The sequence below is a fragment of the Ruegeria sp. CDSB029 genome (assembly GCF_059611125.1).
Genome location: NZ_JBXWOX010000002.1, coordinates 192,075 through 214,475 on the forward strand (window position 1 = coordinate 192,075; position 22,401 = coordinate 214,475).

A 22,401-nucleotide genomic window follows, 5' to 3' on the forward strand; every position below is an offset into this window, starting at 1 on the left:
CGCCACGAGAAATGCTGCGAAATCGTTGCGTGTGCTCGGAAATTGTTCGAATAGGCCAACAGTCGCTTTGGCGGCTACACTCCTCTCAAATCTTATGGGTTTACCATGAAAAATCTCCTCCTTGCATCGACCGCGTTGATCGCAACCGCAAGCGTTGCTGCCGCGGATGTTAAATTCAGCGGCTACGGCCGTTTTGGTATTGGATATCAGGAAGACCGTACCGGTACTGTTGACAACTTCACCGTTGATCCGGCAACCGGCGCAGTTACCAGCGCCGGCACCGCGACCGTCGACACCGACAACACCATCCTGGTCTCGCGCTTCCGTCTGAACATCGACGGCACCGCAGAAACCGATGGCGGCGTTGAGTTCCAGGCACGTGTTCGTCTGCAGGCTGATGACGATTCCGGCAATGGCGAACAGAACAGCGCAGGCCTGAACGGCGCACGCTTCTCTGTCATCTACGGTGGTCTGCGTGTTGACGCCGGCAACGTTGCGGGTTCTTTCGACAACCTGGCAAACTACTTCGGTAATGAACCGGGCCTGGAAGAGTTCCTAGGTCAGTATTCGGGCGTTGACTACAGCTTCCTGGAGTACACCTCGACCGGTTCAGGCGCGAATGCCGTGTTCTTCCAGTACGCAATTGGCGATTTCGCATTTGGCGCGTCATATGACCAGGCAACTGTTGCTCTGGACGGTGTTCCGCAAGACGCAGACCGTTGGGACATCAGCGCAACCTACACATTCAACAACATCACTGCCGCTCTGGCTTATGGTCAGACCAAGGCGAACGTGAACAGCAGCAGCGAAAAGCAGTCGCTGACCGTTCTGACCCTGGGCGCAGAATTCGGTGACTTCTCGGGTACACTGTTCGTAGCTGACGATGACGTTGTTGATGACGCCGAGAACGGCACCGCATACGGTCTGTCGCTGGCATACGACCTCGGCGCTGCAACCACCCTGCAGTTTGCTTACGGTGACGGTTCCGCTGACAACGATACCCGCAATATCGGTATTGGCGCCATCTACGACCTGGGCGGCGGTGCATCGCTGCGTGGTGGTATCGGCGAAATCAAAACGGGTGACGAGGACGGGCGCATCCGCGCTGACTTCGGTGCGCAGTTCAACTTCTAAGTTGAGCTAAACCACAAAGTTTAAGGGCAGGTCTTCGGACCTGCCCTTTTCTTTTGCTGCTAGCTTACTTCTTCTCAAAAAACAGAATGACCTCGCCCAGCCGGACACCATAACGCGAGACATAGGCTCGGTTCAGCAGACGGTCATCGTCCAGCAGCCACATCCAGTCGTCAAAGTTGACCCGCATGGTGCCTTCTTTGATTGGCAGGTCGATCTTGTATGTCCAGTTGAACGTATCGCCGCGTTCGACACCGCTGGCGGTTCCAAGAACGCCGGGGGCCGTGCCGGTCCAGGTGTCCTCGCCCGTCTTGGTTAGCGTCCAGACACGCTGTTCGGTGGCGCCGTCATCATAGACGAAATCCTCAAACAGGGTCAGGGTTTCACCATCCCACGTTCCGTCGATATCCACCGTAAATCGGCGCGGTACGTTGCCCAGAACATCCTGAAACTGACCATAAGCGACGGTTTTCCCTTCAAAAAACTCTTCAAGGTTCAGCTGCCGGTCTGACAGAAAGGTCTTGGGAATACGCGGTTTGGCAGAACAGGCGGTTAGAACCGCAAGACCGATGACTGCCAGACCAGCGACAATAACCCGGCGCGTGATCATTGCAGCGGCCTTTGCTCTGCGTCCGCATCATAGCCGTTTGAGCCGGGGACATGAGCGGATTTGACCTCGGGCGCGGGACGCATCGTGGCAATCAATTCAGCGACCTTGATGCCGAACTTGCGCATCTCGGACCGGTTCATGATTATACCGTTTTCGGTCAGGTACATCCAGTCGGTGACGTCCAGTGTATGGCCGCCAGCGTCTTCGGGTAGGATGATGCGATAGGTCAGTTTGACGGTGGACCCCGAAATCGTTCCCGTTCCTTCGCCGACGATGTCATCTGCTGTGGCCGTAAAGGTATTGCCTGTGCCCAGCGTCAGATACCACTTGCGTGTCATCTGTTTGCCGTTGGAATAGGTGAAATGCTCGGCCAACGTGCCGGTGTTGCCATCCCAGTTCCCAACCATACGGGCGACAAAGCTGTTCGACATCTTGCCGTTCGGACCATAGATCAGCCCCTCGGACAGGATCTCTCCGTTCAGGACCTCTTTCATTTTGAATGCAGGCCCAGTGCCGGTGTAGTCGGCAGGTGTTTGCGACCGGAAGCTCAGGAACCGGTTCTTGGCGATAAACAAAGCGAGAGCGGCGAACAGTAAAACAACAAGCGTTTTCATTTGGCTGAGACCTCCGTGGGCAACGTCAGGACCATGCCAAACGCGCCAAGTTTCAGGATGCAGGGCAGCACCGCATAAGCCAGGTTGAGTGTGTCCAGGGCTTGGGCGGTATTCGATTGACCAGGTGTAAAACCGCTGCGTTCCAGCAGGGGCAATGTAAAGAAGGCGGCCAGCGCAAGGCCCAGTTTGCCAGCAAAGGACCAGATACCGAACGCAGCTGACGCATTCAGGCCAGCGCGGGTCAAAACGACCGAGAACATGGCAGGCAGGACCACCATGTCAGCCCCGAGCGCCGCGCCAGAGGCAAGGCAAATCACGGCAAAGCCCAGAAGTTCGCCTGACGGCAACATCGCGGCACCTATGAAGCTGGCAATAGACAGCGGCATTGCAATAATTAGGGTCTGTTTTGGGCCAATGCGATTGCTGAGCTTGGCCCAAAGCGGCACACTGGCCCCGGCGCTGAGGAAGAACAGGATCAGCAAGGGACCCGCCTTGCCCGGAAGTTGCAACCGGTCCTCGACGAAAAACAGAAACAGGGTCGAGGTGATGGCGACCGGCAGGCTGTTGACCAGAGCCAGCGCCAGAAGGCGCAGCGCCCCGGCCCGAACCAATCCGGCGAAAGACAGGCCCTCACCCGTAATCGGCGTCCGCCGCCACATCGGAAAGGTCACCGCGATGGTGACGATCGACAGGACGCCCAGAAACAGGCCAAAGGCTGGATATCCCTGCGCACCGGCCCCGAAAGCCACGAACAGGGCAGGGGCGCTGGCGGCGATCACGACGCCTGCCAATTGGCCACCTTCACGGAAGGCTGCCAGCGTCATCAGCTCTTTGGCGTCTGGCGTTTTGGCTAGCGTCGCGCTGCGCCCGTACAGCAGGATCGTGCCAAGGCTATAGGCCGAGAATAGCAGGATCAGAATCAGGATCAGCGATGTCACGCTTGCGCCTTCGGGAAGAGCAAAGAGCAGCGGGAAGCCTACGGCCAGCCCAATTGCGGCCACGGCGGCAAACGCCAACTGACCACCCGGCCAGCGGTCAATCGCCCAGCCGATTAGCGGGTCCTGCACCAGATCCACCAGTCGGATCGCCAGCAGAACGGTACCGATCACGCCAAGGCTGATCCCAAGGTTGACGGCTGCAAAGCGCGGCAGATGTATATAGAGGGGGATACCCGCCGCCGCGAGCATCAGTGCATAGAGGCTGACCCGTGGATACAGCATCATTGCCCTTTCAACTGGCGCGTAAAGCTTGCCGATCTGGTGTTGTTGCCAAGAAAGATCGACATGAATGTCTTTTTGATGCCCGGCCCGGTCAGGTTGCAGGTTTTGCGCCCGTTGAGCCAGAAACCAACCTTGTTCGGCCCATCCGAAACAGCCAGATAAACATCACCTTTGCTGACGGCCTCAAAGCACTGTCCCAGGTTGGCCTGTGTCAGCCCGCTGTTGCCCTGCCGTTTCATTTCATCAAGCGTGGATTCGATCAAAGCCTTCTGCTTGATGTTCTTGCGGTAGGTCAGCTGCAAACCGAAATCCTCACTCCAGCTGAACGGGGCGCCACCGGCCGTAAACAGCTTCGCGTCATAAATCGGCAGGCCCAGATACCGGAACGTCGCCGAGCCGCGCAATTCGGCGCTCGGCAATGCATTCGATACGGTTGACGCTGCCAGTCCGCTTGGGGCCAGCAAAGTCAATGAAAGAAGAATAGCGCGCCAGAATGGATTACTCTGCCGCGACAGGGATGACCTGGTCTTTATCCAGAACGCCATTGTCAGCTCCGATGGTTTGGGGGGTGCCATTCAATCGCTCGACAACATGCATCGCGCTGGCAATCCCGTCCTCGTGAAAACCGTGCCGGTTGTATGCGCCGGCAAACCACGTTTTGTTCTGTCCCTGCATCTCGCGAATTTGACCTTGTGCCTTCAGGGCTGCCTGATCAAACACCGGGTGGGCAAACTCGACCTCGTCATAGATTTTGTCCGCGGGAATATCTGCTGAGACATTGAGGGTCACAAACATCGGATCGCTGTCCGGAATGTTCTGCAACCTGTTCATCCAATAGGTGACGCCGACATTTCCGGCTTGCGACCGATAGGTCCAGCTGGACCAGCAGGCCCGCCTTTTGGGCATCTGGCCCGGGTCGCAATGCAAAACGGCCTTGTTAGGTTGGTATTTGATTGCACCGAGGGCGGCTTTTTCCTCGGGTGTGGCGCTGTCGCCTAGAATGGCCAGTGACTGGTCGGAATGGGTGGCGAGGATGATCTCATCATACAGATCGGCCTGACCTTCGCTATGTACAGTTACGCCCAACTCATTCCGCTGAACGTTCTGAACCGGAGCAGCAACGCGGATTTCACAACCGCGGGCGCGCAGAGAGGCCTCGATGCGGCGGACATATTCGATGCTGCCGCCTTTGACCGTCCACCACTGGTGTTGTTTGGTTCGATCACCGGCCAGCAAAGCATGGTTTTGAAAGAACTGTACCAGCGACCGCGCGGGAAAACGGTCAATGAATTCAACGGGGGTGGACCAGATCGCCCCGCACATGGGCATCAGATAGTTGTGGCGGAACCAGTGGCCCAGTCTCAGTTGATCAATCAGTTCCCCAATTGTGGTTTCATCGTCCTTGGCTGCCCCTGGCGCCTCTTTGCCAAAGCGCAGGATGTCAGAGATCATCTTGTAATAGGCCGGCCGCATCAGGTTACGCTTTTGCGCGGTCAGAGTGCGCAGATTGTTCAGCCCGTATTCGAGGCGACCATTGTCGATCGTCGCGCCAAAGCTCATCTCACTTTGAATGACGGGGACGTTCAGTTCGTCGAACAATTTTGTCAGGTTCGGGTAGGTGGCATAGTTGAACACGATAAACCCGGTGTCGACCGGCTGATCACCGTTCTTGCCCGCCATCACCGTCCGGGCATGACCGCCCAGCCGGGGCTGGGCCTCATAGATCGTTACGTCGTTGTCTTCGGATAAATAGTAAGCGGCGGATAGACCCGAAATGCCTGCACCTACAATTGCGATTTTCTTGCGTGAGCCCCGTGGTTCGTCGAACATGTGATCCCCTTAGTGAGACATTTAAAAAGGATTACGTACTAGTTGCGGGTACGGATCAATCACGTTGGACTTTTTTTGAACGTGCGTTACTTCGTAAAGTCTGCCCGATTTTTGGTGCAGTCACGTGATCCAGCTTTGGTACCTGATCGTAGAATCCCTAACATGTCTTAAAAACACGAAACCAATGTCCGGATCATGTGTTCCCGACAGTGCGGATAGCCCAAGCATGAACAGTTTTGACGGAAAAACTATTTGGATTGTTGGCGCCAGCGAGGGCCTGGGCCGATCCTTGGCTCAGGCGCTAAGCCGTCAGGGGGCACATCTGGTCCTGTCGGCGCGCAATGCGGCACGACTGGCCGAGATCTGCGAAACCCTTCCGAATGCGCGGGCGGTGCCGTTCGACGTGACCGACCTGAAGGCTGTGCGCAGCGCCGTGGCAGAGGTCGGGGGTGTGGATGGTCTGGTTTACAATGCCGGGGCCTATGAGCCGATGAAATCAGCCGATTGGGACACCGATGCTGTTCTGTCGATGACAGACGTGAATTATCTTGGCGCGCTGCGCGTTTTGGGCGAGACGGTGCCCGGGTTTGTGCGCGCGGGTCGGGGTGACATCACGCTGATCGGGTCTTTGTCTGGCTATCGCGGACTTCCGGCTGCGGTTGGGTATGCGGCGAGCAAGGCGGCGCTGGTCTCATTGGCTGAAACGATGCGATTTGATCTGGCGGGCACGGGGGTAACCGTGCGGATCGTCAATCCGGGCTTCATCAAGACCCGGTTGACCGAAAAGAACACTTTCAAGATGCCGATGCTGATGACTCCCGAGGACGCGGCGGACCGGGTGGTCAGGGCGATGTCGCGCCGCCGGTTCCGCACCGATTTCCCGGCACCGTTCTCTTGGGTGATCCGTTTGCTGGGTTACCTGCCGGATTGGCTGATTTACCGCGGAAAATAGACTCTAAACAGGCGTTCTAACCAAACTGCCCGTGACAGAACCAGCCTGCCGACATCGTGCCGCCATGGCCGTAAAACAGCCACAGCCGCTCACCCTGTTCGGTGACAGCCACCCAGTAGTCCCGCACGCCGCTGCGCCAGTTGGGGTCATCCAGCCACCATTCGGGTGCGATCCGTTCCGGGCCGGTGGCCTGGGCCAACTGCCAGTCGCGCCCGCGCCAGCGAAAGGCGGCTGGAACATCCGGGGCTTCAGCGGCCATCACCGGCTCGGGCTGCCACATCTGCAACGGGCGCGGGCGCGGTGGGGCGGGCCAATCGCGGGCGGGTTCTGACCATGCCGCCGCCAAAGTCTGCGCGGTTTTTTCGGGGATATGTGAGGCCGCCGGGTGCCGCCGGGTGATCACGTCCAACCCGACCCGGGCGCCCAGTTTGCCGATCAGGTCATCCACGGCTGTATTGCCCTCAAGCCGATTGCGAGCCACGCGGCGCGCCTCGGCGTGACCGGCCACTGTGCGGGTGTGGATGGGCTCGGTCTGGATCGCCTCAAGCCGCAGCATGTCGATGCCATAGCCTGCGTCGATCTTATCGATTTTCATCTCTAACAAAGGGCGAATGCGGTGTTTGTCGTAAGTGGGCCGAGCCAAACCAACCTCGATGATCTCAGCCGCCTGATCGGCGCGATGCGCCTCAAGCCGCAGGGTGCGGACGCCACGCGCCTTCTCTTCGAGCTTCGCGCACAGCGTGGGCAAGACTCGGTCGATGGCGGCCATAACGTCCTCGATCAGGCCAATCGGATTGGGCAGGGTCATCCGCACCGCAAAGTGATGGGGCGGACGTGCGGGCGAGACCGGCTCGGGGGCGCTGCCCATCGCCTGATCCAATCGCAGAACCAACCCTCGCCCAAATCGCCGCGCCAAACTTGCACGCGGCTGGCCCAGCAGATCGCCGATCCGGCGCAGGCCCAGTCGGTTTAGTTGTGCGACTACCTGATCCTCAAGGCGCAGCGCTGCAATCGGCAGGGGGCTGAGCGCGCCATAAGATTGCCCTGGTGCTGCGATCCGTGCGCCGCCACCCAGGGCCATCACTTGCGGCGCGGCCCCGCCCTTGGTCCAGTGCCGCCGTTTCCCTGCGCGCGCGCGGGTGGCGCGCGCCTCTTGGCTGATGGCGTCGCCGTTGCGATCTGATGTGGCCTCTTGCCCCGCATACCGTGCCAGCGCCCAGGCCGCGCCCAGCGTGTCGGCGATGCCCATCTGCACGCTTAGCCCCATATCTGCACAGTCGGTTTCAATGACGCTCAGTAGTGCCTCTTCCCCGCCGAACAGGTGCGTGCAGCCTGACAGATCGACGACCAGCCCGTCTGGTGCCTCTTCGGCCACCCAGGGGCTGAACTTGCCGGCCCAACGGCGCAGCGCGGTTAGAAACGCAGCCTCAGCCGGGGCGTTGCGGTGTCGCGTGATCAGGGCTGCACACATGGCGTGGGCATCACGCACGGGTTGACCCACACGCAGACCGGCGGCCTGCGCTTCCACGTTCAGCGAGGTAATCACCTGCATGTTTGACTGTTCCGCAACCACGGCCAAAGGGCCAGCATGCAGCCCCCGCGCAGCACGGATCAGCCGTTCAGCCCCCAGACGGGGGAACCACAATGAGAGTATTCGGCGTTTCGGCATCGGCAGACATCAAAATGTTCTCACTTTGTTCTTACTTCAGAATCGTCCGCCGAGTCCACGCTTACCCGCAGGTCAGGCGTTGAATGATCCCCGAGCCGCTCACGAAAACATTCAGCCGGTCGATGCGGTAATCCTGTGTGGCGATGTCATCGGGGCCCAGAACGCGCGAGCGTTCGGGCAGCTGGCCCTGAATGGTCGACACCGGTTGGCCAATGGAATCGGCAAAAGCTTCGCCCTGGCAAAAGGCCAGATCAACCGAGGCGGCGTCCGTCGACGCAGGTGTTGCAACAGGCGCGGTCGTCTCGGCGCAGGCTGCCAGCAGGACCAGAGCGGGAATAAATCGGTGCATTGGCGTTTCTCCTTCTGACAATGTCGTTACTGCAATATCAAACAATTAGCCAACCTGTCACCAAAGCGCAGTTGAAAATGCCCTGCAATTGACGCAGGGTCGGGGCAAATAAGACAGGGAGACAACAACCATGCGTACCCGTGCCGCCGTCGCCGTCCAGGCGGGCAAACCTTTGGAAGTGATGGATGTGAACCTCGAAGGCCCCAAGGCGGGCGAGGTTCTTGTCGAGATCAAAGCCACCGGCCTCTGCCACACCGACGAATTCACCCGATCGGGCGCTGACCCCGAAGGCCTGTTTCCGGCGATTCTGGGCCATGAAGGCGCAGGCGTTGTGGTTGAAGTGGGCCCAGGTGTGACCAGCCTGAAACCGGGTGATCACGTGATCCCGCTCTACACGCCTGAATGTCGTGAGTGCGAATACTGTTTGCACCCCAAGACCAACCTGTGTCAGGCGATCCGCGAAACCCAAGGCCAGGGCTTGATGCCCGACGGAACCTCGCGGTTTTCGACCTTGGATGGCGATCCGATCCTGCACTACATGGGTTGTTCAACCTTCGCGAACCACACGGTTCTGCCGGAAATCGCGCTGGCCAAAGTGCGTGAGGACGCGCCCTTCGACAAGATCTGCTACATCGGTTGTGGCGTCACCACCGGCATCGGTGCCGTCATCAACACTGCCAAGGTTGAGATCGGTAGCCGTGCCATCGTGTTTGGTCTGGGCGGCATCGGCCTGAACGTCATTCAAGGCCTGCGTCTGGCCGGAGCGGACCAGATCGTCGGCGTCGACCTGAACCCGTCAAAGGTCGAAATGGCTACCAAGTTCGGCATGACCGATTTCGTCAACCCGTCCGAGGTTGAAGGCGATCTGGTGCCTTATCTGGTCAACCTAACCAAAGGCGGCGCGGACTACACCTTTGACGCCACCGGCAATGTCGGCGTGATGCGCGCAGCACTGGAGTCGGCACATAAAGGGTGGGGTGAATCGATCATTATTGGCGTGGCGCCGGCTGGGGCCGAAATCTCGACCCGCCCATTCCAGCTGGTCACTGGCCGCTCGTGGCGCGGCACTGCATTTGGTGGCGCGCGGGGCCGGACCGATGTGCCCAAGATTGTCGACTGGTACATGGAGGGCAAGATCGAGATCGACCCGATGATCACTCATACAATGGGTCTGGACGACATCAACCACGGTTTCGACCTGATGCACAAAGGCGAAAGCATCCGGTCTGTGGTCCTTTACTAAGGGTCTAAACCTTCGGAAAACGCTGTCACGGCGCGCTAAACAGCGCGCCGTTTCTTATTCCCCCGGCCGCGTTGCCCCGGTATCTGACCGAGGTGATCGCACGCGCAGAACCGGGGTGTTGGCCGAGGTAGTGTTGATCCGGCTTTCGCGCCAGACCACATAGACACCGGATGCGATGATGATGCTGGCGCCCACCGCAACCCAGATATCCGGGCGTTCACCAAAGAAGACCATGCCAAAGATCGTAGCCCAGATGATCTGGCTATACTGGCTGGGGGCAATAACTCCGGCGGGTGCCGCGCGATAGGCCAGAATGATCAGGTGCTGGGCGATGACCGAGAATACGCCTACCAATGCCATCATCGCCAGATGCAGCAAGGATGGCGGTTGATAGACAACGGGTTGTGCAAGGCTCATCACCGCGATTGCCAACAGCATGGGGTACAGGATCAGCACCGCCGAACGTTCTTCATTCCCGATCTTGCGTACCAGCACGGATGCAAAGGCGCTGCAAAAGGCAGCTGTCAGGGCGGCCAGATGGCCCAGCGTGATATCCGTTGCGCCTGGACGCAGGACAATCAGAACGCCGATCAAGCCCACGCCCACGGCGGCCCAACGCTGGGCGCGGACCACTTCGCCGAGAATGGGGATCGACAGGACTGTCACGATCAGCGGGAAGGAAAATAGCAGCGAGTAAACCTCGGCCAGCGGCAATACGGAAAAGGAGTAAAACGCGCAGGACATCGCGGTGACCATCAGGCCAGATCGCAGCAACACCAGCCATGGGTGATGGGGCAAAAAGTTCCCGGTTGTCCGGTCGGTCAGAATCGTGACGGCCATCGGCACAAAAGAAAACAGCGTGGCGAAAAAGATGATCTGCATCACCGAGTAGACGCCGCCGAGCGCCTTGATCAGCGCGTCATGGCTGGCAAAGACCGCAAAGCCCAAAAACGCATAGCCAAGTCCCCGAAGGGTGGAGTTCTGAGTGCTCATCTTTGTGGCCCCGGGTGATGTATCGGTGTTGTGACTGTGCCATCACACCGCAAGTGCGCGGGTGGCTTGCCTTTGAGTAAACTCATTTTGGTGGCGCGCATAGCCCCTAATTTACCGCTAACATTGCATGGCCGCCATGACGCGGGATCATCGCAGGATCGGTGGTGCGTCCTTGGGTTGGCGTGCGGATTGCACGCCCGCTTTCATTCCCACCCCGATGCGACGGGCCAGCGCGACCCAAGGAGTCGCGGTTTCAGGGGGCAGCGTCTGCGTCGCGACCTCTTCGAACAGATCCAGCCAATGGGCGAAGAACTCGGGCTTTACGTCGGGCCGCTCGATATGGACTCGTTGCGGGTTGCCGTCATAACTGCGCTCGAACAAAATCGCGTTGCGCCAGAAGGCGGCGATCTTTTCCTCATGGGCGGGCCAGTCGTGGACATGTTTGTTGAAGACCGGTCCCAGTACTGTGTCCTCGCGCACGCGGGCATAAAAGGCACGGACCTGCGCGTTGATCTGATCTGGCGTCGCGGGAAAGCGTGGGGGCAGGGTGGGTCTGGTCATTGGGATGGTCCGATTTCGACTCTGTTCAGGGGCATTATCCCGATCTGCGGTCATGCGACAGGCGTGGTTTTGTCGCGCGGGTCCGGTGTCAGAATATGTCGCAGCAGGGCGACGGGATGCGCCCGTAGGCTGAGGCGGGTGGCGACGTAGTCCTCGACCACCTGCTCGCCCAAGGTCATTTTCGGCAGGTAGGCCTCGGGTTCATCCAGCGCCTCCCCCTCCAGATCCTGCGAGAACAGCGGCAGGGGTTTGGCTGTGGCAATCGCTTTGGCCTGCCACAATGCCTCGCGCCGTGTCAGGTCGCAGGCGGCGAAGGCATCCGCCTCGGCCAGCCTTTCGATCACCGATGGTCCCAAACCGGCACGGCGCCAGACATCGTCGACCTGATGGTAGCCATTGCCGCGCGCGGCTGTCAGCCAGCTGGCATCTTCCTCGCTGAGGCCCTTGATCTGGCGGAAGCCCAGCCGCATCGCCAGCCCGCCCTGACCGTCAGGTTCCATCACATTGTCCCAAAAGCTGGCATTGATGCAGACCGGGCGCACTTGAACCTCATGCTCGCGCGCATCACGGACGATCTGGGCGGGGGCATAGAACCCCATTGGCTGCGAATTCAGCAGGGCGCAGGCGAATATCCCCGGATGGTGGCATTTGATCCAGGCCGAGGCATAGACCAGCAGCGCAAAGCTGGCCGCGTGGCTTTCGGGGAAGCCGTAAGAGCCGAAGCCTTCGATCTGCGAAAAACAGCGTTCGGCGAAGTCCTGTTCATACCCGTTGCGTTTCATCCCGCGCAGGAACAGCGCGCGGAATTCGCTGACATTGCCGTGCTTCTTGAAGGTTGCCAGAGACCGGCGTAGCCGGTCGGCCTGTTCCGGGGTAAAGCCTGCGCCGACAATGGCAATCTGCATCGCCTGTTCCTGAAACAGCGGCACGCCCAGCGTTTTGCCCAGCACCTCGCCCAACTCGTCCGAGGGGAAGCTGACCTCCTCCTCTCCGTTCCGGCGGCGGATATAGGGGTGGACCATGTCGCCCTGAATGGGGCCGGGGCGGATGATGGCGACCTCGATCACCAGATCATAGAAATTACGTGGTCGCATCCGGGGCAGAAAGTTCATCTGTGCCCGTGATTCCACCTGAAACACGCCAATCGAGTCCGCCTTGCACAGCATGTCGTAGACGACAGGGTCCTCGGGCGGCAGGGTGGCGAGTGTATAGCTGGTCTGATGGTGCTGACCGATCAGGTCAAAGGCCTTGCGAATGCAGGTCAGCATCCCGAGGCTGAGGACATCGACCTTCAGAATGCCCAGCGTGTCGATATCGTCCTTGTCCCAGCAGATGACCGTGCGGTCCTCCATCGTGGCGTTCTCGATAGGAACAAGCTCGTCCAGACGCCCCTCGGTGATGATGAAGCCGCCGACATGCTGAGACAGGTGACGGGGGAACCCGTCGATCTCATATACCAGCATTAGAGTCTGTTTTAGACGGCGATCTTCGGGGTCGAGGCCAATCTCGCGCATCCGTTCCGCCTCAAGCCCCGCAGCGGAGAAGAAGCCCCAAAGCTGAGATGAGAGCGCCGAAATCGTGTCTTCGGTCAGTCCCATCGCGCGGCCAACCTCGCGGATGGCGCGTTTGCCGCGATAATGCACGACCGTGGCACAGAGGCCGGCGCGATGGCGGCCATAGCGGTTATAGATGTGCTGGATCACCTCTTCGCGGCGCTCATGTTCGAAGTCAACGTCGATATCGGGCGGCTCATCCCGCGCCTCGGAGACAAATCGTTCGAAGACCATCGTGCCCATCTCGGGGCTGACTTCGGTGATGCCGAGGCAGAAACAGACGACCGAATTGGCCGCTGAGCCGCGCCCCTGGCAGAGGATGTCGCGCGAGCGGGCGAAATGAACGATATCGCGGACTGTCAGAAAGTAGGGTTCGTATTTCAGCTTGCTGATCAGGGCGAGCTCATGCGCCAGCATCTTTTTTGCTTTCTCCGACGCGCCAGCGGGATAGCGCCATTGCAACCCTTCATGCGCCAGACGATGCAGACGCTGGGTCGGGGTTTCCTGTTCGCTGCCCTCGCTGGGGTACTCATAACGCAGTTCGTCCAGCGAGAATGTGAGCAGTTCACTAAGTTCATGCGCGCGGGCAACGGCCCCCTCATAACCTTTGAAGATGCGCAGCATCTCGGCCTCGGATCGCAGGCGTTGTTCGCCATTGGCCAGCGCCTCGCGGCCCAGCTCATCGATCTTGCGGCGCAGGCGGATGGCGGTCAGCACATCCCCCAGTTTGCGGCGCGTGCCGTGATGCATCATCGGCGTGGCGCTGGCGAGTGTGGGGATGCCGAGTTGTTTTGATTTAGTCTCTAATAAAGAGAAATATACGTCATCTGCGCCGTCATACTGGGGGTGCATCAACAGATGCATCCGCCCGGCAAAGCGGCGCGTTAGCTGTTGCGCTTGTGTCCGCCAGCCGCCCGCGCCGCCCGGAGACCGGGCCGTTTGTGGCCACAGCAGCAGGTGGAGACCGTCAGAAAACTCCAGCAGGTCGGACAAGTGCAGGATGCAGTCGCCTTTCTCGGCGCGCAGCCGGCCCTTGGACAGGATGCGGCATAGATTGGCCCAGCCCTGCCGGTTCAGGGGCAGGGCGGTAACCGTGGGTGCGTCGGTAAAGATCAGCCGTGCCGCCGGTATCAGACGGGGCACCGCGTGGATCGGGTACGAGGGCGGTTTGGGGATGTGATCGGGGCGGGGTGGGCCGATGGACGTATTCTGCGCCTCCCATTCCAGCCGTTCACGGACCTTGCGGGCGATCTCGCGCCCCTGGGTATGGGCGCGCACGATCCCGGCGACCGAGTTGTCATCGGCAATCGCGATGGCGGGCAGGCCCAGGGTCACGGCACGCTCCATATACTCCTCGGGGTGTGAGGCCCCGGTGAGGAAGGTGAAGTTCGACGTGATCGACAGTTCGGCATACATGACGATTCCGTATTATATTCACGTTTTGTTCTTTTTCGAGTCCTTTGCGCAGGAAACGGGTCGATTGGGTTTGGTCCGATGGGCAATGTCGGGAAAAAGGAGACCTGAAATGTTCAAAATCACCGCATTGCCCACCGACGACGTACGCGCCCTTCAGGCCGGTCACCCGGATTCCTATGGCGCAACGCCAGAACGGACCGTTTCAACGGGTGCCGGTAACCCGTGTCGCCATTGTTTGCAGAACATTCCCGAGGGCGAAGAAATGCTGATCTTGGCCCACAGGCCATTTTTAGAGACACATCCATATGCGGAAACCGGGCCAATCTTTCTGTGTGCTGCACCCTGTGAGCGATACGAGGGGCAAGACCTGCCCGAGATCCTGACCTCGTCGCCCGATTACCTAATTAAGGGCTATGGCACAGATGACCGCATCGCCTATGGCACCGGGGCGATCACGCCCACGGATCAGATCGGTGCAAAAGTCAGAGATATCTTTGCCCGACCAGATGTGGCCTATATCCACGTCCGATCTGCGCGAAACAACTGCTATCAGGCCCGAATCGACCGAGACTAAAGCTTGACCCTATGCATCCCCCGGCGCGGCTGATCCGGATCAGCCGCCGGGGTGTCCCCTGTGCGGCTGGACGTCAAGGCGAGGAACACATCCTCTAGATCAGCCTCTTCAGTGCGGACATCGCGAATGCGGATATTGGCTGCGCGGACGGATTCCAGAACTTGCTCGGCGTTGGTTTGGGCGCTGCGATATTGCAGAACAAGGTTACCATCGTCGCGCAAGGCGGCCTCGACCCCTTCGGTTGCGGGTAGATCGATGACCGGGCTGTCGGGCACGATGACCATGGTACGGCTGTCCATTCGGCCCAGCAGGTTGGCGGTGCTGTCCTGCGCGATTTTCTCACCGTGGTTGATGATGGCAATCTCGTCACACATTTCCTGCGCTTCTTCCAGGTAATGGGTGGTCAGGATGATGGTCATGCCCTGTTCGTTCAGCTTGCGCACATTTGTCCAGAGCATCTGGCGCAGTTCGATATCCACACCTGCCGTCGGTTCATCCAGCACCAGGATCTTGGGGTGATGCACCAGCGCCTTGGCCAGCAGCAACCGCCGCCGCATGCCACCCGACAGCGTGCGGGCATAGGCTTCGGCCTTGTCGCTGAGACCGACCAGTTCAAGGATCTCATCGCTGCGGCGTTGGGCCTTGGGTACGCCGTACAAACCGGCCTGCACCTCCAACGCGCCGCGGGGGGTGAAAAACGGGTCAAGGTTCAGCTCTTGGGGCATCACGCCAATCGCGGCGCGGGACTGGCGCGGGTTGCGCTCCTGATCGTACCCCCAAATCGACACTGTACCCGCAGATTTCACCACCAGACCGGCCAGAATGTTGATCAGGGTCGATTTACCGGCCCCGTTCGGACCCAGCAGGCCAAACACCGACCCCCGTGGAATGCTCAGGTCAATGCCCTTCAGTGCCTGTTTCTCGGGCTGGCTCTTGCCACCCCGATAGGTCTTGCGCAGTCCATCGATCCTGATTGCCGCATCGGTCATGAGACCCTTGCCCCCGGTTTGCTCATCGCTCATAAACGCACCTAATGCATGCCCGCGAGGCCGACAACCAATGAAGGATCGCCAGCCGTGACACTTGATGCACCGGAAACCAAGATCGTCGAAACCGCACGTGTTGCCTGTGACGGCGGCGAAGGCGCATTGGGCCATCCGCGCGTTTGGTTGCAGATCCCCGAAGATTCGGGCTGGGTCGAGTGCCCGTATTGCGATTGTAAATACGTACTGTCGGAGCACGACGCGCAATAAATTCGGGGGCCGGATGCTTTTTGCAGTGCAGCTTTTGCGGGTGTCCGATCAGGACCCGATTGCCAGTGGCGGACATCGAGACGTGTATGCCTGTCCAGGGCAATCGAACTTATTGATAAAGGTGACGCGCCCGCGCAAACGGCCTAACCGATCTTTTTCAAAACGGCTGATCCGGCGGCTTCTGCCCGATTCTGTTTTTCGCAATGCGCTGAAGGAAATCGAGGGTGAGATGAAGGCGGCGTTGAAAAGCGGCACCGACATCGAGCACCTGCCCTTGGCGCGATGTTTTGGCATAGCGCAAACCGACATTGGCCCGGCGATAATTGTGGAACGGATCGAATCCGATGACGGACAGCTCGCACACCCCCTTGCGAAGCTGTGCGAGGATGGAGCGCTGAGTGAAGATGTTCTGAATGAATTGAACAGCTTTGCCAAAAAACTGTTTAAGCTTCAAATTGTTGCCCGCGATATTCACGAGTCCAACATTGTCTACGGGCTGCGCAATCAAAACTGGATGTTTCTGTTGATCGATGGTTACGGAGAGCGCAATCTAATTCCATTGCGTACATTGAGCCGCAGGTTGAACAACCGGTCGCTGCACAAGCAGATGAACGGCATCGCCGAGCGTGTGGGGCTGATCTGGGACAGAACCGGGCAGGAATTCCGCGTCGCGTGATTGACGGCCTGCGTTGACGTTCCGGAACAGTTTTCCGGCCTCTTGTGTGGATTGACCACCTTCTTTACTGGCCACCCGCGCGGGCCTGTGGCAGAACCGTTTCCAACCAGAACGGAGCGCGCGCATGAGCAATTTCGGAAAAGGGTGTCACCTGCATCTGATTGACGGATCGGCCTTTATTTTCAGGGCCTACCACGCGCTGCCGCCACTAACGCGAAAGTCGGACGGACTGCCGATTGGTGCAGTTTCTGGCTTTTGCAACATGTTGCAGAAATATGTTGAAGGGAACGCCGGCCCGGACGCACCGACCCATGTGGCGGTGATCTTCGACAAAGGCTCGCACACGTTCCGCAACGATATGTATGACCTCTACAAGGCCAACCGCGAAGCGATGCCCGAGGACCTGCGCCCGCAGATGCCCCTGACACGCGAAGCGACGAAAGCCTTCAACATCGCTTGCAAAGAGTTGGAGGGGTACGAGGCCGACGACATCATCGCGACCCTTGCTGTGCAGGCGCGTGAGGCGGGCGGGCGTGTGACAATCGTAAGCTCGGACAAGGATCTGATGCAGCTGGTTGGCGGCGGTGTCGAAATGCTGGATGCGATGAAGAACAAGCGCATCGACCGCGATGGCGTGATTGAGAAATTCGGTGTCGGCCCTGAACGCGTGGTTGATGTACAGGCACTGGCGGGCGACAGCGTCGATAACGTTCCCGGGGCTCCAGGCATTGGGGTCAAAACGGCCGCCCTGCTGATCAACGAATATGGTGATCTGGAAACGTTGCTGGACCGGGCCGAAGAGATCAAACAGCCAAAGCGCCGCCAGACCCTGATCGAAAAGCGCGACCAGATCGAGCTGTCGAAGAAGCTGGTGCAACTGGACGAGAACACACCGCTGGATTTCACGCTGGACGATCTTGAAGTGAAAGACCCCGAACCGGACACCTTGCTGGGTTTTCTGGCAGATATGGAGTTTCGCACGCTCACCAAGCGGATCGCGGACAAGTTGGGTGCCGAAGCACCGGCGATTGCCGATGCGCCTGCGCCGGCTACGGAGGTGGTCGAAGCCGAAGCCATCCCCTTTGATGCGTCGAAATACGAATGTGTGCGGGATGCCGGTGCGCTGCAGAAATGGATAGATCAGGCGTATGAGCGCGGCTGGATCGCGGTGGACACGGAAACCACTGGCCTGAATGAAATGATAGCTGATCTTGTCGGCATCTCCCTGTCGGTTGAGCCGGGCGAGGCGTGTTACATCCCGCTGATCCATCGAGAAAGCGCCAGCGATGATCTGTTCGGCTCAGACGCGCTGGCCGAGGGGCAAATGCCTATAAATGAAGCTCTGAAGCTGCTGAAACCGATGCTCGAGGATCCGTCGATCCTGAAGATCGGGCAGAACATGAAATACGACGCCAAGATTTTCGCCCGCTATGGCGTGAACGTGGTGCCAATCGATGACACGATGCTGATGTCCTATGCAATGCATGGCGGCGAGCATGGGCATGGGATGGACACGCTGTCCGAACGCTATTTGAACCACACGCCGATCCCGATCAAACCGCTGCTGGGTTCGGGTAAATCGGCGATCACTTTCGACAAGGTGCCGATCGATGAGGCAACGGCCTATGCGGCCGAAGATGCCGATATCACGCTGCGCCTGTGGAAACTGTTCAAACCGCAGCTGCATCAGGTGCAGGTCACTACCGTCTATGAAACGCTCGAACGTCCGCTGGTGCCGGTTCTGACCGAGATGGAGATGCACGGCATCAAGGTCGACCGCGATGTGTTGAGCCGGATGTCCAACGCATTTGCCCAGAAAATGGCAGGGTTAGAGGCTGATATCCACGAATTGGCGGACGAGAATTTCAATGTTGGCTCTCCTGCCCAGCTTGGTGAGATTCTGTTCGACAAGATGGGGCTGGAAGGCGGCAAGAAGGGAAAAACCGGAAAATACTCGACCGGGGCTGACATTCTCGAAGACCTCGCGACCGAGCATGAATTGCCACGCCGAGTACTGGACTGGCGGCAACTGAGCAAGCTGAAATCGACCTACACCGACGCGCTGCAGACCCATATCAATCCAGATACGGGCCGGGTGCATACGTCTTATTCGATCACCGGAGCCAACACCGGGCGTTTGGCCTCGACTGATCCGAACCTGCAGAACATCCCCGTGCGCACCGAGGAGGGTCGGCGCATTCGCGAGGCGTTCATCGCTGAGCCGGGCAATGTGCTGGTCAGCCTCGACTACAGCCAGATCGAGCTGCGCATTCTGGCGCATATCGCCGATATTTCGGCTCTGAAACAGGCGTTTTCCGACGGGCTGGACATTCACGCCATGACCGCGTCCGAGATGTTCGATGTGCCGCTGGACGAGATGACGCCGGATATCCGCCGTCAGGCCAAGGCGATCAACTTTGGTGTGATCTATGGCATCTCAGGCTTTGGGCTGGCGCGCAATTTGCGCATTCCGCGGGCCGAGGCACAGGGGTTCATCGACCGTTATTTCGAACGCTTCCCGGGTATTCGCAAGTATATGGACGACACTGTCGCCTTTGCCAAAGAGCATGGCTATGTGCAGACTTTGTTCGGACGTAAAATTCATACACCTGAGATTAACGCCAAAGGGCCTCATGCGGGGTTCTCGCGCCGGGCGGCGATCAATGCGCCGATTCAAGGAACGGCGGCGGATGTGATCCGGCGCGCGATGGTGCGGATGCCAGATGCGATCAATGGTCTGCCCGCCAAGATGCTGCTGCAGGTGCATGACGAATTGCTGTTCGAAGTCGCCGAGGATGCGGTGGACCCTTTGATCGATGCCGCACGCGACGTGATGGAAGGCGCATCTGATCCAGCTGTGAAGCTGGACGTCAAGCTGAGCGTGGATGCCGGGCAGGGTGCGAACTGGGCCGAGGCGCACTAGAAATTCATCAAGCGGGCGGCGCTGCTCATCAGGCCCGGCGGGCCCTCTTTGCAGCGGGTCAGTCCTGCGGTCTGACCCACCCCTCGACCATACGTTTTACTGTTGGTCCAAGGGTTAGGATGACGGCGAAGGCGATGGGCCAGCAAAAAGCCCAGGAACCCATCCAGTCACCAAATGTGGACGGTCCGAAACCGACAGCTTTGACCGTGGCGATGCCAGTGACGATACAGGACATGAGGCCGGACATGATCAGTCCGAATACAGCGTGGGCCAAGCGGGCAGGGATCATTTCGGGCATCCTTAAGGTCGCGATGCCCCGGTTTTAGATATTTTCCCCCTGATTGCCAGACGGAATAGGGAATCTGGCGTCACATCCAGCCCAATGAGTGCACGGTTCTGGATGTTGACGGTGTGTATTCGGCGCTAACCCAACCGGAATATCCCGACGCCGTCATAGCGTTAAAAAGCTGAGCGAAATCCGTCGGACCGCGTCCCGGTTCAGAGCGGTCCGGGGCGGCTCCGACCTGGGCATGTACGACCCTTGGATGAAACTGTTCCCAAACAGCCAGCGCATCTCCATGGATCATATGGGCGTGAAAGCTGTCGTATTGCAGGCCGACATTCGGGCGATCCACACGGTCCAGGATGTCAGCAGCCAGGTTGTAATCGTTGAGGAAGTAATCGGGCTGAGACACGGGGTTGAGCGGTTCAATCGTAAATTGTTGGTGCGGTGCAAGGTCGGCCGTCCATTGCAGGTTGTGCACCATGCATTCAAACGCGTCCGGTCCCGAGGAATAACCTGACATGATGTGGATCAGCCCCGGGCGCAGAACCTGAGCATAGCGCAAAACGCGGCGGATATCCGACTGGAACCGGCCTTCACCACCGGGAACAGCGGCATAACCGGGATCGCCGCCGGTGTAATTGGGTGGAGGCGCATTGATCAGCACCAGATCCAAACCGTTGGCCAGCAACGCGCGGTGTGTCTCTTTGGCGGCCAGGTCGTAGGGAAACAGAATTTCAACCGCCATGAACCCGGCCTCTGCGGCGGCCTGAAACCGGTCCAGGTAGGGAAGCTCGGCAAAGAGCAGGGAGATATTGGCCGCGAATTTTGGCATCGGAAGCCTTTTGATAGCTGGTGCGCTGATCTTATCCGCGAGGCGTTTTTAACGAAAGAGACCGAAAACGACAGTTTGTCGAAATTCGACCAGATCGGCCTGACTGAATCAGCGAGGGTCTGGGCAACGCGGCGAATCATTTCAGAACGCCGTGCCAACAAAAGGTTCGAACATTATGGCGATGAGCCCAAACCCCGCGCGCGGGAACGCCCTTTCTGCGTCTGCCGGGCAAAATTCGGCCTTGTCCGGCAACGGCTTGGCAGTGGCATCCATGCTGACGTGGGCGGCTGGGTTTCCGGCGGCCGAGGTGCTGTTGCAGACATGGCCGCCAGTTGCGCTGTTGGTTGCGCGCATGGCCATGGCTGTTGCGTTTCTACTCCCGATTTGGGTCATGATAGATGGCCCGGAACGGGTTCTGCGCGCCCGTTGGGGACATGCGTTTGTTGTCGGCGGGTTTGGCATCGGTCTGGGGATGTTTCTGCTGATCGTGGCGCAAAAACTGATGGACCCGGTCACAACGGCCATCATTGCCTCATGCGCGCCATTGATTGCGACATTGCTGGAACTTGCGTCTGGTACTCGGCGACTCAAGTGGAATTTTGCTGTTGGGGTTCTGATCTCGGTAGTGGGTGGATTGATCGCCACCAGCGCGGTAGCCCCGGCACAGTTGGGTTTGGGCGCGGCCTGTGCCGTTGCAGCGACAGCCCTGTTTTGCTGGGGTAGCCAGGCAACCTCGCGAGATTTCCCCGAATTAAGCCAGACCGGGCGCGCAGCGGTCACATTTGTTGGCGGGTTCTTCATGGCAACCATCCTGATGGCCGGCGCACATCATCTGGGCATGGATATCGTGCCGTCCATTTCTATCGACACGCGTCAAATTGGGATGCTGGCGATCTATTCGCTGATTTCCATGGCGCTCAGCCAGATCCTGTTTGTCGCATCGATTGGCAAACTGGGCGTCGCGCTTACGTCCTTTCACATCAATGTCGCCCCCTTCTACGTGATGCTGATCATGCTGGTGCTGGGCGAAGAGTGGAACTGGACCCGAGCGCTGGGTGCAGGGGTCGTGGCAATGGCTGTTGTTCTGGCACAGGATCGTCGGGTCGCAAAACCGGCCTAGTCGGTCAGGCTGTCCGACCGGATAAGCGGGAAAAACTGCCCACTGGACCAGACGCCAAACCAGCCATCTTTGTGCGTTGCGATGTCCACAAGACGATAAAAGCTTTTGCGATCTATGCGCGCCTCAAGATTTGCGCGAACCAATACGTAAGGTGACGGCTCGTCTGTTTCGGGATTGATGACAATCCGGATCGGGTGATCAGGACCAGCTATCGCGGTATCACCAACACGGGTCGTAAATGTCAGTACTTGGGCCTGACCCTCGCCTGCCGCGTCAAAATCCACGGCCACAAAGGGCGCATCCTCGACAGTGATTCCCACCTTTTCCACCGGGGTCACAAGGTAGTATTTCCCGTCTTCTTCCTTAAGAATTGAGGAAAAAAGCTTCACAAGCTCGAACCGGTTGATCGGCGACCCTAAATAAGTCCAAGACCCATCTTTTGCGATATGGATGTCCAGATCGCCGCAAAACGGAGGATTCCACAGGTGAACAGGGGGTAAACCCCTGGTTTTGGCCGCTTTGACCGAGGCCGCCAGCCCGTCCGGAGAGGGGGTCACAGGTTTTTGTCCGCTCATTGCTTTTGCCATTTCCTTTTC

22 protein-coding genes are annotated in these 22,401 nt (G+C 59.0%); 8 read left to right on the forward strand and 14 right to left on the reverse strand.

Going from position 1 to position 22,401, the window contains the following annotated elements:
- Window positions 1-105: 105 nt before the first annotated feature.
- Window positions 106-1,134, forward strand: a complete 1,029-nt coding sequence (locus AC2FI8_RS03530; RefSeq protein ID WP_496777180.1) for a porin — start codon at window positions 106-108, stop codon at window positions 1,132-1,134.
- Window positions 1,135-1,198: 64 nt separating this feature from the next.
- Here AC2FI8_RS03530 and AC2FI8_RS03535 read toward each other — a convergent pair whose 3' ends face one another.
- From AC2FI8_RS03535 to AC2FI8_RS03555, 5 genes are read right to left on the reverse strand one after another with little or no spacing between them, the layout of a single operon-like run.
- Window positions 1,199-1,741, reverse strand: coding sequence for a DUF3833 family protein (locus AC2FI8_RS03535; protein ID WP_496777182.1), 543 nt, complete (start codon window positions 1,739-1,741; stop codon window positions 1,199-1,201).
- Window positions 1,738-2,355: a DUF3833 domain-containing protein gene (locus tag AC2FI8_RS03540; protein WP_496777184.1), complete on the reverse strand. Its 618-nt coding sequence runs from the start codon at window positions 2,353-2,355 to the stop codon at window positions 1,738-1,740. The genes AC2FI8_RS03535 and AC2FI8_RS03540 overlap by 4 nt, the downstream gene beginning before the upstream one ends.
- The gene (locus tag AC2FI8_RS03545) at window positions 2,352-3,575 is read right to left on the reverse strand and encodes an MFS transporter (RefSeq protein WP_496777393.1); all 1,224 of its coding nucleotides are present in this window, start codon (window positions 3,573-3,575) and stop codon (window positions 2,352-2,354) included. Before AC2FI8_RS03545 ends, AC2FI8_RS03540 begins: the two co-directional genes overlap by 4 nt.
- Window positions 3,575-4,120: a hypothetical protein gene (locus tag AC2FI8_RS03550; RefSeq protein ID WP_496765691.1), complete on the reverse strand. Its 546-nt coding sequence runs from the start codon at window positions 4,118-4,120 to the stop codon at window positions 3,575-3,577. The genes AC2FI8_RS03545 and AC2FI8_RS03550 overlap by 1 nt, the downstream gene beginning before the upstream one ends.
- A complete protein-coding gene (locus AC2FI8_RS03555) occupies window positions 4,074-5,405 on the reverse strand; it encodes an NAD(P)/FAD-dependent oxidoreductase (protein ID WP_496777186.1) in 1,332 nt (443 codons plus the stop codon). The genes AC2FI8_RS03550 and AC2FI8_RS03555 overlap by 47 nt, the downstream gene beginning before the upstream one ends.
- 226 nt (window positions 5,406-5,631) lie before the next feature.
- Between AC2FI8_RS03555 and AC2FI8_RS03560 the strand changes: the two genes are divergently transcribed.
- Window positions 5,632-6,357 (forward strand): SDR family NAD(P)-dependent oxidoreductase, encoded by a 726-nt coding sequence (locus AC2FI8_RS03560; RefSeq protein WP_496765687.1) that lies wholly within the window; start codon window positions 5,632-5,634, stop codon window positions 6,355-6,357.
- 16 nt (window positions 6,358-6,373) lie between these two features.
- On the opposite strand, the gene AC2FI8_RS03565 is transcribed toward AC2FI8_RS03560, so the two are convergent.
- Both AC2FI8_RS03565 and AC2FI8_RS03570 read right to left on the reverse strand, forming a co-directional pair.
- Entirely contained in the window at window positions 6,374-8,026 is a 1,653-nt protein-coding gene (locus AC2FI8_RS03565; RefSeq protein ID WP_496777187.1) for a Y-family DNA polymerase, read from the reverse strand.
- A gap of 61 nt (window positions 8,027-8,087) precedes the next feature.
- Window positions 8,088-8,375 (reverse strand): I78 family peptidase inhibitor, encoded by a 288-nt coding sequence (locus tag AC2FI8_RS03570; RefSeq protein WP_496777189.1) that lies wholly within the window; start codon window positions 8,373-8,375, stop codon window positions 8,088-8,090.
- Between the two features lie 130 nt (window positions 8,376-8,505).
- Between AC2FI8_RS03570 and AC2FI8_RS03575 the strand changes: the two genes are divergently transcribed.
- Window positions 8,506-9,618: an S-(hydroxymethyl)glutathione dehydrogenase/class III alcohol dehydrogenase gene (locus AC2FI8_RS03575; protein ID WP_496777190.1), complete on the forward strand. Its 1,113-nt coding sequence runs from the start codon at window positions 8,506-8,508 to the stop codon at window positions 9,616-9,618.
- A 54-nt stretch (window positions 9,619-9,672) separates the two neighbouring features.
- Here the strand turns inward: AC2FI8_RS03575 and AC2FI8_RS03580 are convergent, their stop codons facing one another.
- The 3 genes from AC2FI8_RS03580 to AC2FI8_RS03590 form a co-directional block, all read right to left on the reverse strand.
- A complete protein-coding gene (locus AC2FI8_RS03580) occupies window positions 9,673-10,611 on the reverse strand; it encodes a DMT family transporter (RefSeq protein WP_496777191.1) in 939 nt (312 codons plus the stop codon).
- Between the two features lie 147 nt (window positions 10,612-10,758).
- The gene (locus AC2FI8_RS03585; RefSeq protein ID WP_282119659.1) at window positions 10,759-11,172 is read right to left on the reverse strand and encodes a group III truncated hemoglobin; all 414 of its coding nucleotides are present in this window, start codon (window positions 11,170-11,172) and stop codon (window positions 10,759-10,761) included.
- A gap of 50 nt (window positions 11,173-11,222) precedes the next feature.
- The gene (locus AC2FI8_RS03590; protein ID WP_496777193.1) at window positions 11,223-14,141 is read right to left on the reverse strand and encodes an error-prone DNA polymerase; all 2,919 of its coding nucleotides are present in this window, start codon (window positions 14,139-14,141) and stop codon (window positions 11,223-11,225) included.
- Between the two features lie 109 nt (window positions 14,142-14,250).
- Between AC2FI8_RS03590 and AC2FI8_RS03595 the strand changes: the two genes are divergently transcribed.
- A complete protein-coding gene (locus tag AC2FI8_RS03595; RefSeq protein ID WP_496765670.1) occupies window positions 14,251-14,715 on the forward strand; it encodes a DUF1203 domain-containing protein in 465 nt (154 codons plus the stop codon).
- Here the strand turns inward: AC2FI8_RS03595 and AC2FI8_RS03600 are convergent.
- The gene (locus AC2FI8_RS03600; protein ID WP_496777395.1) at window positions 14,712-15,704 is read right to left on the reverse strand and encodes an ABC transporter ATP-binding protein; all 993 of its coding nucleotides are present in this window, start codon (window positions 15,702-15,704) and stop codon (window positions 14,712-14,714) included. The two genes, AC2FI8_RS03595 and AC2FI8_RS03600, sit on opposite strands and share 4 nt — an antisense overlap.
- A gap of 87 nt (window positions 15,705-15,791) precedes the next feature.
- On the opposite strand from AC2FI8_RS03600, the gene AC2FI8_RS03605 reads away from it, so the two are divergent.
- The 3 genes from AC2FI8_RS03605 (at window position 15,792) to polA (ending at window position 19,567) form a co-directional block, all read left to right on the forward strand.
- The gene (locus AC2FI8_RS03605) at window positions 15,792-15,968 is read left to right on the forward strand and encodes a zinc-finger domain-containing protein (protein ID WP_496765668.1); all 177 of its coding nucleotides are present in this window, start codon (window positions 15,792-15,794) and stop codon (window positions 15,966-15,968) included.
- Between the two features lie 13 nt (window positions 15,969-15,981).
- The gene (locus AC2FI8_RS03610) at window positions 15,982-16,644 is read left to right on the forward strand and encodes a YrbL family protein (RefSeq protein ID WP_496777196.1); all 663 of its coding nucleotides are present in this window, start codon (window positions 15,982-15,984) and stop codon (window positions 16,642-16,644) included.
- A 124-nt stretch (window positions 16,645-16,768) separates the two neighbouring features.
- Window positions 16,769-19,567: a DNA polymerase I gene (gene polA, locus AC2FI8_RS03615; RefSeq protein ID WP_496777198.1), complete on the forward strand. Its 2,799-nt coding sequence runs from the start codon at window positions 16,769-16,771 to the stop codon at window positions 19,565-19,567.
- A gap of 58 nt (window positions 19,568-19,625) precedes the next feature.
- On the opposite strand, the gene AC2FI8_RS03620 is transcribed toward polA, so the two are convergent.
- Window positions 19,626-19,856 carry a DUF2798 domain-containing protein gene (locus tag AC2FI8_RS03620; protein ID WP_082637211.1) on the reverse strand — a complete coding sequence of 77 codons (231 nt, stop codon included), beginning with the start codon at window positions 19,854-19,856 and terminating at the stop codon, window positions 19,626-19,628.
- A gap of 79 nt (window positions 19,857-19,935) precedes the next feature.
- Window positions 19,936-20,685, reverse strand: a complete 750-nt coding sequence (locus AC2FI8_RS03625; protein ID WP_496726452.1) for a hydroxypyruvate isomerase family protein — start codon at window positions 20,683-20,685, stop codon at window positions 19,936-19,938.
- 181 nt (window positions 20,686-20,866) lie between these two features.
- Between AC2FI8_RS03625 and AC2FI8_RS03630 the strand changes: the two genes are divergently transcribed.
- Complete coding sequence (locus AC2FI8_RS03630; protein WP_496726451.1) at window positions 20,867-21,805, forward strand: DMT family transporter; 939 nt, start codon at window positions 20,867-20,869, stop codon at window positions 21,803-21,805.
- On the opposite strand, the gene AC2FI8_RS03635 is transcribed toward AC2FI8_RS03630, so the two are convergent.
- On the reverse strand, window positions 21,802-22,380 hold the full coding sequence (locus tag AC2FI8_RS03635) for a DUF1285 domain-containing protein (RefSeq protein WP_496726450.1): 579 nt from the start codon (window positions 22,378-22,380) through the stop codon (window positions 21,802-21,804). The two genes, AC2FI8_RS03630 and AC2FI8_RS03635, sit on opposite strands and share 4 nt — an antisense overlap.
- Window positions 22,381-22,401: the final 21 nt, after the last annotated feature.

Coding starts and splice junctions, on each gene's coding strand:
- AC2FI8_RS03590 (WP_496777193.1), bottom strand. CDS start 14,141: ATGTATGCCGAACTGTCGATCACGTCGAACTTCACCTTCCTCACCGGG.
- AC2FI8_RS03585 (WP_282119659.1), bottom strand. CDS start 11,172: ATGACCAGACCCACCCTGCCCCCACGCTTTCCCGCGACGCCAGATCAG.
- AC2FI8_RS03565 (WP_496777187.1), bottom strand. CDS start 8,026: ATGCCGAAACGCCGAATACTCTCATTGTGGTTCCCCCGTCTGGGGGCT.
- AC2FI8_RS03625 (WP_496726452.1), bottom strand. CDS start 20,685: ATGCCAAAATTCGCGGCCAATATCTCCCTGCTCTTTGCCGAGCTTCCC.
- polA (WP_496777198.1), top strand. CDS start 16,769: ATGAGCAATTTCGGAAAAGGGTGTCACCTGCATCTGATTGACGGATCG.
- AC2FI8_RS03570 (WP_496777189.1), bottom strand. CDS start 8,375: ATGCACCGATTTATTCCCGCTCTGGTCCTGCTGGCAGCCTGCGCCGAG.
- AC2FI8_RS03630 (WP_496726451.1), top strand. CDS start 20,867: ATGAGCCCAAACCCCGCGCGCGGGAACGCCCTTTCTGCGTCTGCCGGG.
- AC2FI8_RS03550 (WP_496765691.1), bottom strand. CDS start 4,120: ATGGCGTTCTGGATAAAGACCAGGTCATCCCTGTCGCGGCAGAGTAAT.
- AC2FI8_RS03610 (WP_496777196.1), top strand. CDS start 15,982: ATGCTTTTTGCAGTGCAGCTTTTGCGGGTGTCCGATCAGGACCCGATT.
- AC2FI8_RS03555 (WP_496777186.1), bottom strand. CDS start 5,405: ATGTTCGACGAACCACGGGGCTCACGCAAGAAAATCGCAATTGTAGGT.
- AC2FI8_RS03560 (WP_496765687.1), top strand. CDS start 5,632: ATGAACAGTTTTGACGGAAAAACTATTTGGATTGTTGGCGCCAGCGAG.
- AC2FI8_RS03600 (WP_496777395.1), bottom strand. CDS start 15,704: ATGACCGATGCGGCAATCAGGATCGATGGACTGCGCAAGACCTATCGG.
- AC2FI8_RS03580 (WP_496777191.1), bottom strand. CDS start 10,611: ATGAGCACTCAGAACTCCACCCTTCGGGGACTTGGCTATGCGTTTTTG.
- AC2FI8_RS03575 (WP_496777190.1), top strand. CDS start 8,506: ATGCGTACCCGTGCCGCCGTCGCCGTCCAGGCGGGCAAACCTTTGGAA.
- AC2FI8_RS03635 (WP_496726450.1), bottom strand. CDS start 22,380: ATGAGCGGACAAAAACCTGTGACCCCCTCTCCGGACGGGCTGGCGGCC.
- AC2FI8_RS03540 (WP_496777184.1), bottom strand. CDS start 2,355: ATGAAAACGCTTGTTGTTTTACTGTTCGCCGCTCTCGCTTTGTTTATC.
- AC2FI8_RS03620 (WP_082637211.1), bottom strand. CDS start 19,856: ATGATCCCTGCCCGCTTGGCCCACGCTGTATTCGGACTGATCATGTCC.
- AC2FI8_RS03535 (WP_496777182.1), bottom strand. CDS start 1,741: ATGATCACGCGCCGGGTTATTGTCGCTGGTCTGGCAGTCATCGGTCTT.
- AC2FI8_RS03530 (WP_496777180.1), top strand. CDS start 106: ATGAAAAATCTCCTCCTTGCATCGACCGCGTTGATCGCAACCGCAAGC.
- AC2FI8_RS03595 (WP_496765670.1), top strand. CDS start 14,251: ATGTTCAAAATCACCGCATTGCCCACCGACGACGTACGCGCCCTTCAG.
- AC2FI8_RS03545 (WP_496777393.1), bottom strand. CDS start 3,575: ATGCTGTATCCACGGGTCAGCCTCTATGCACTGATGCTCGCGGCGGCG.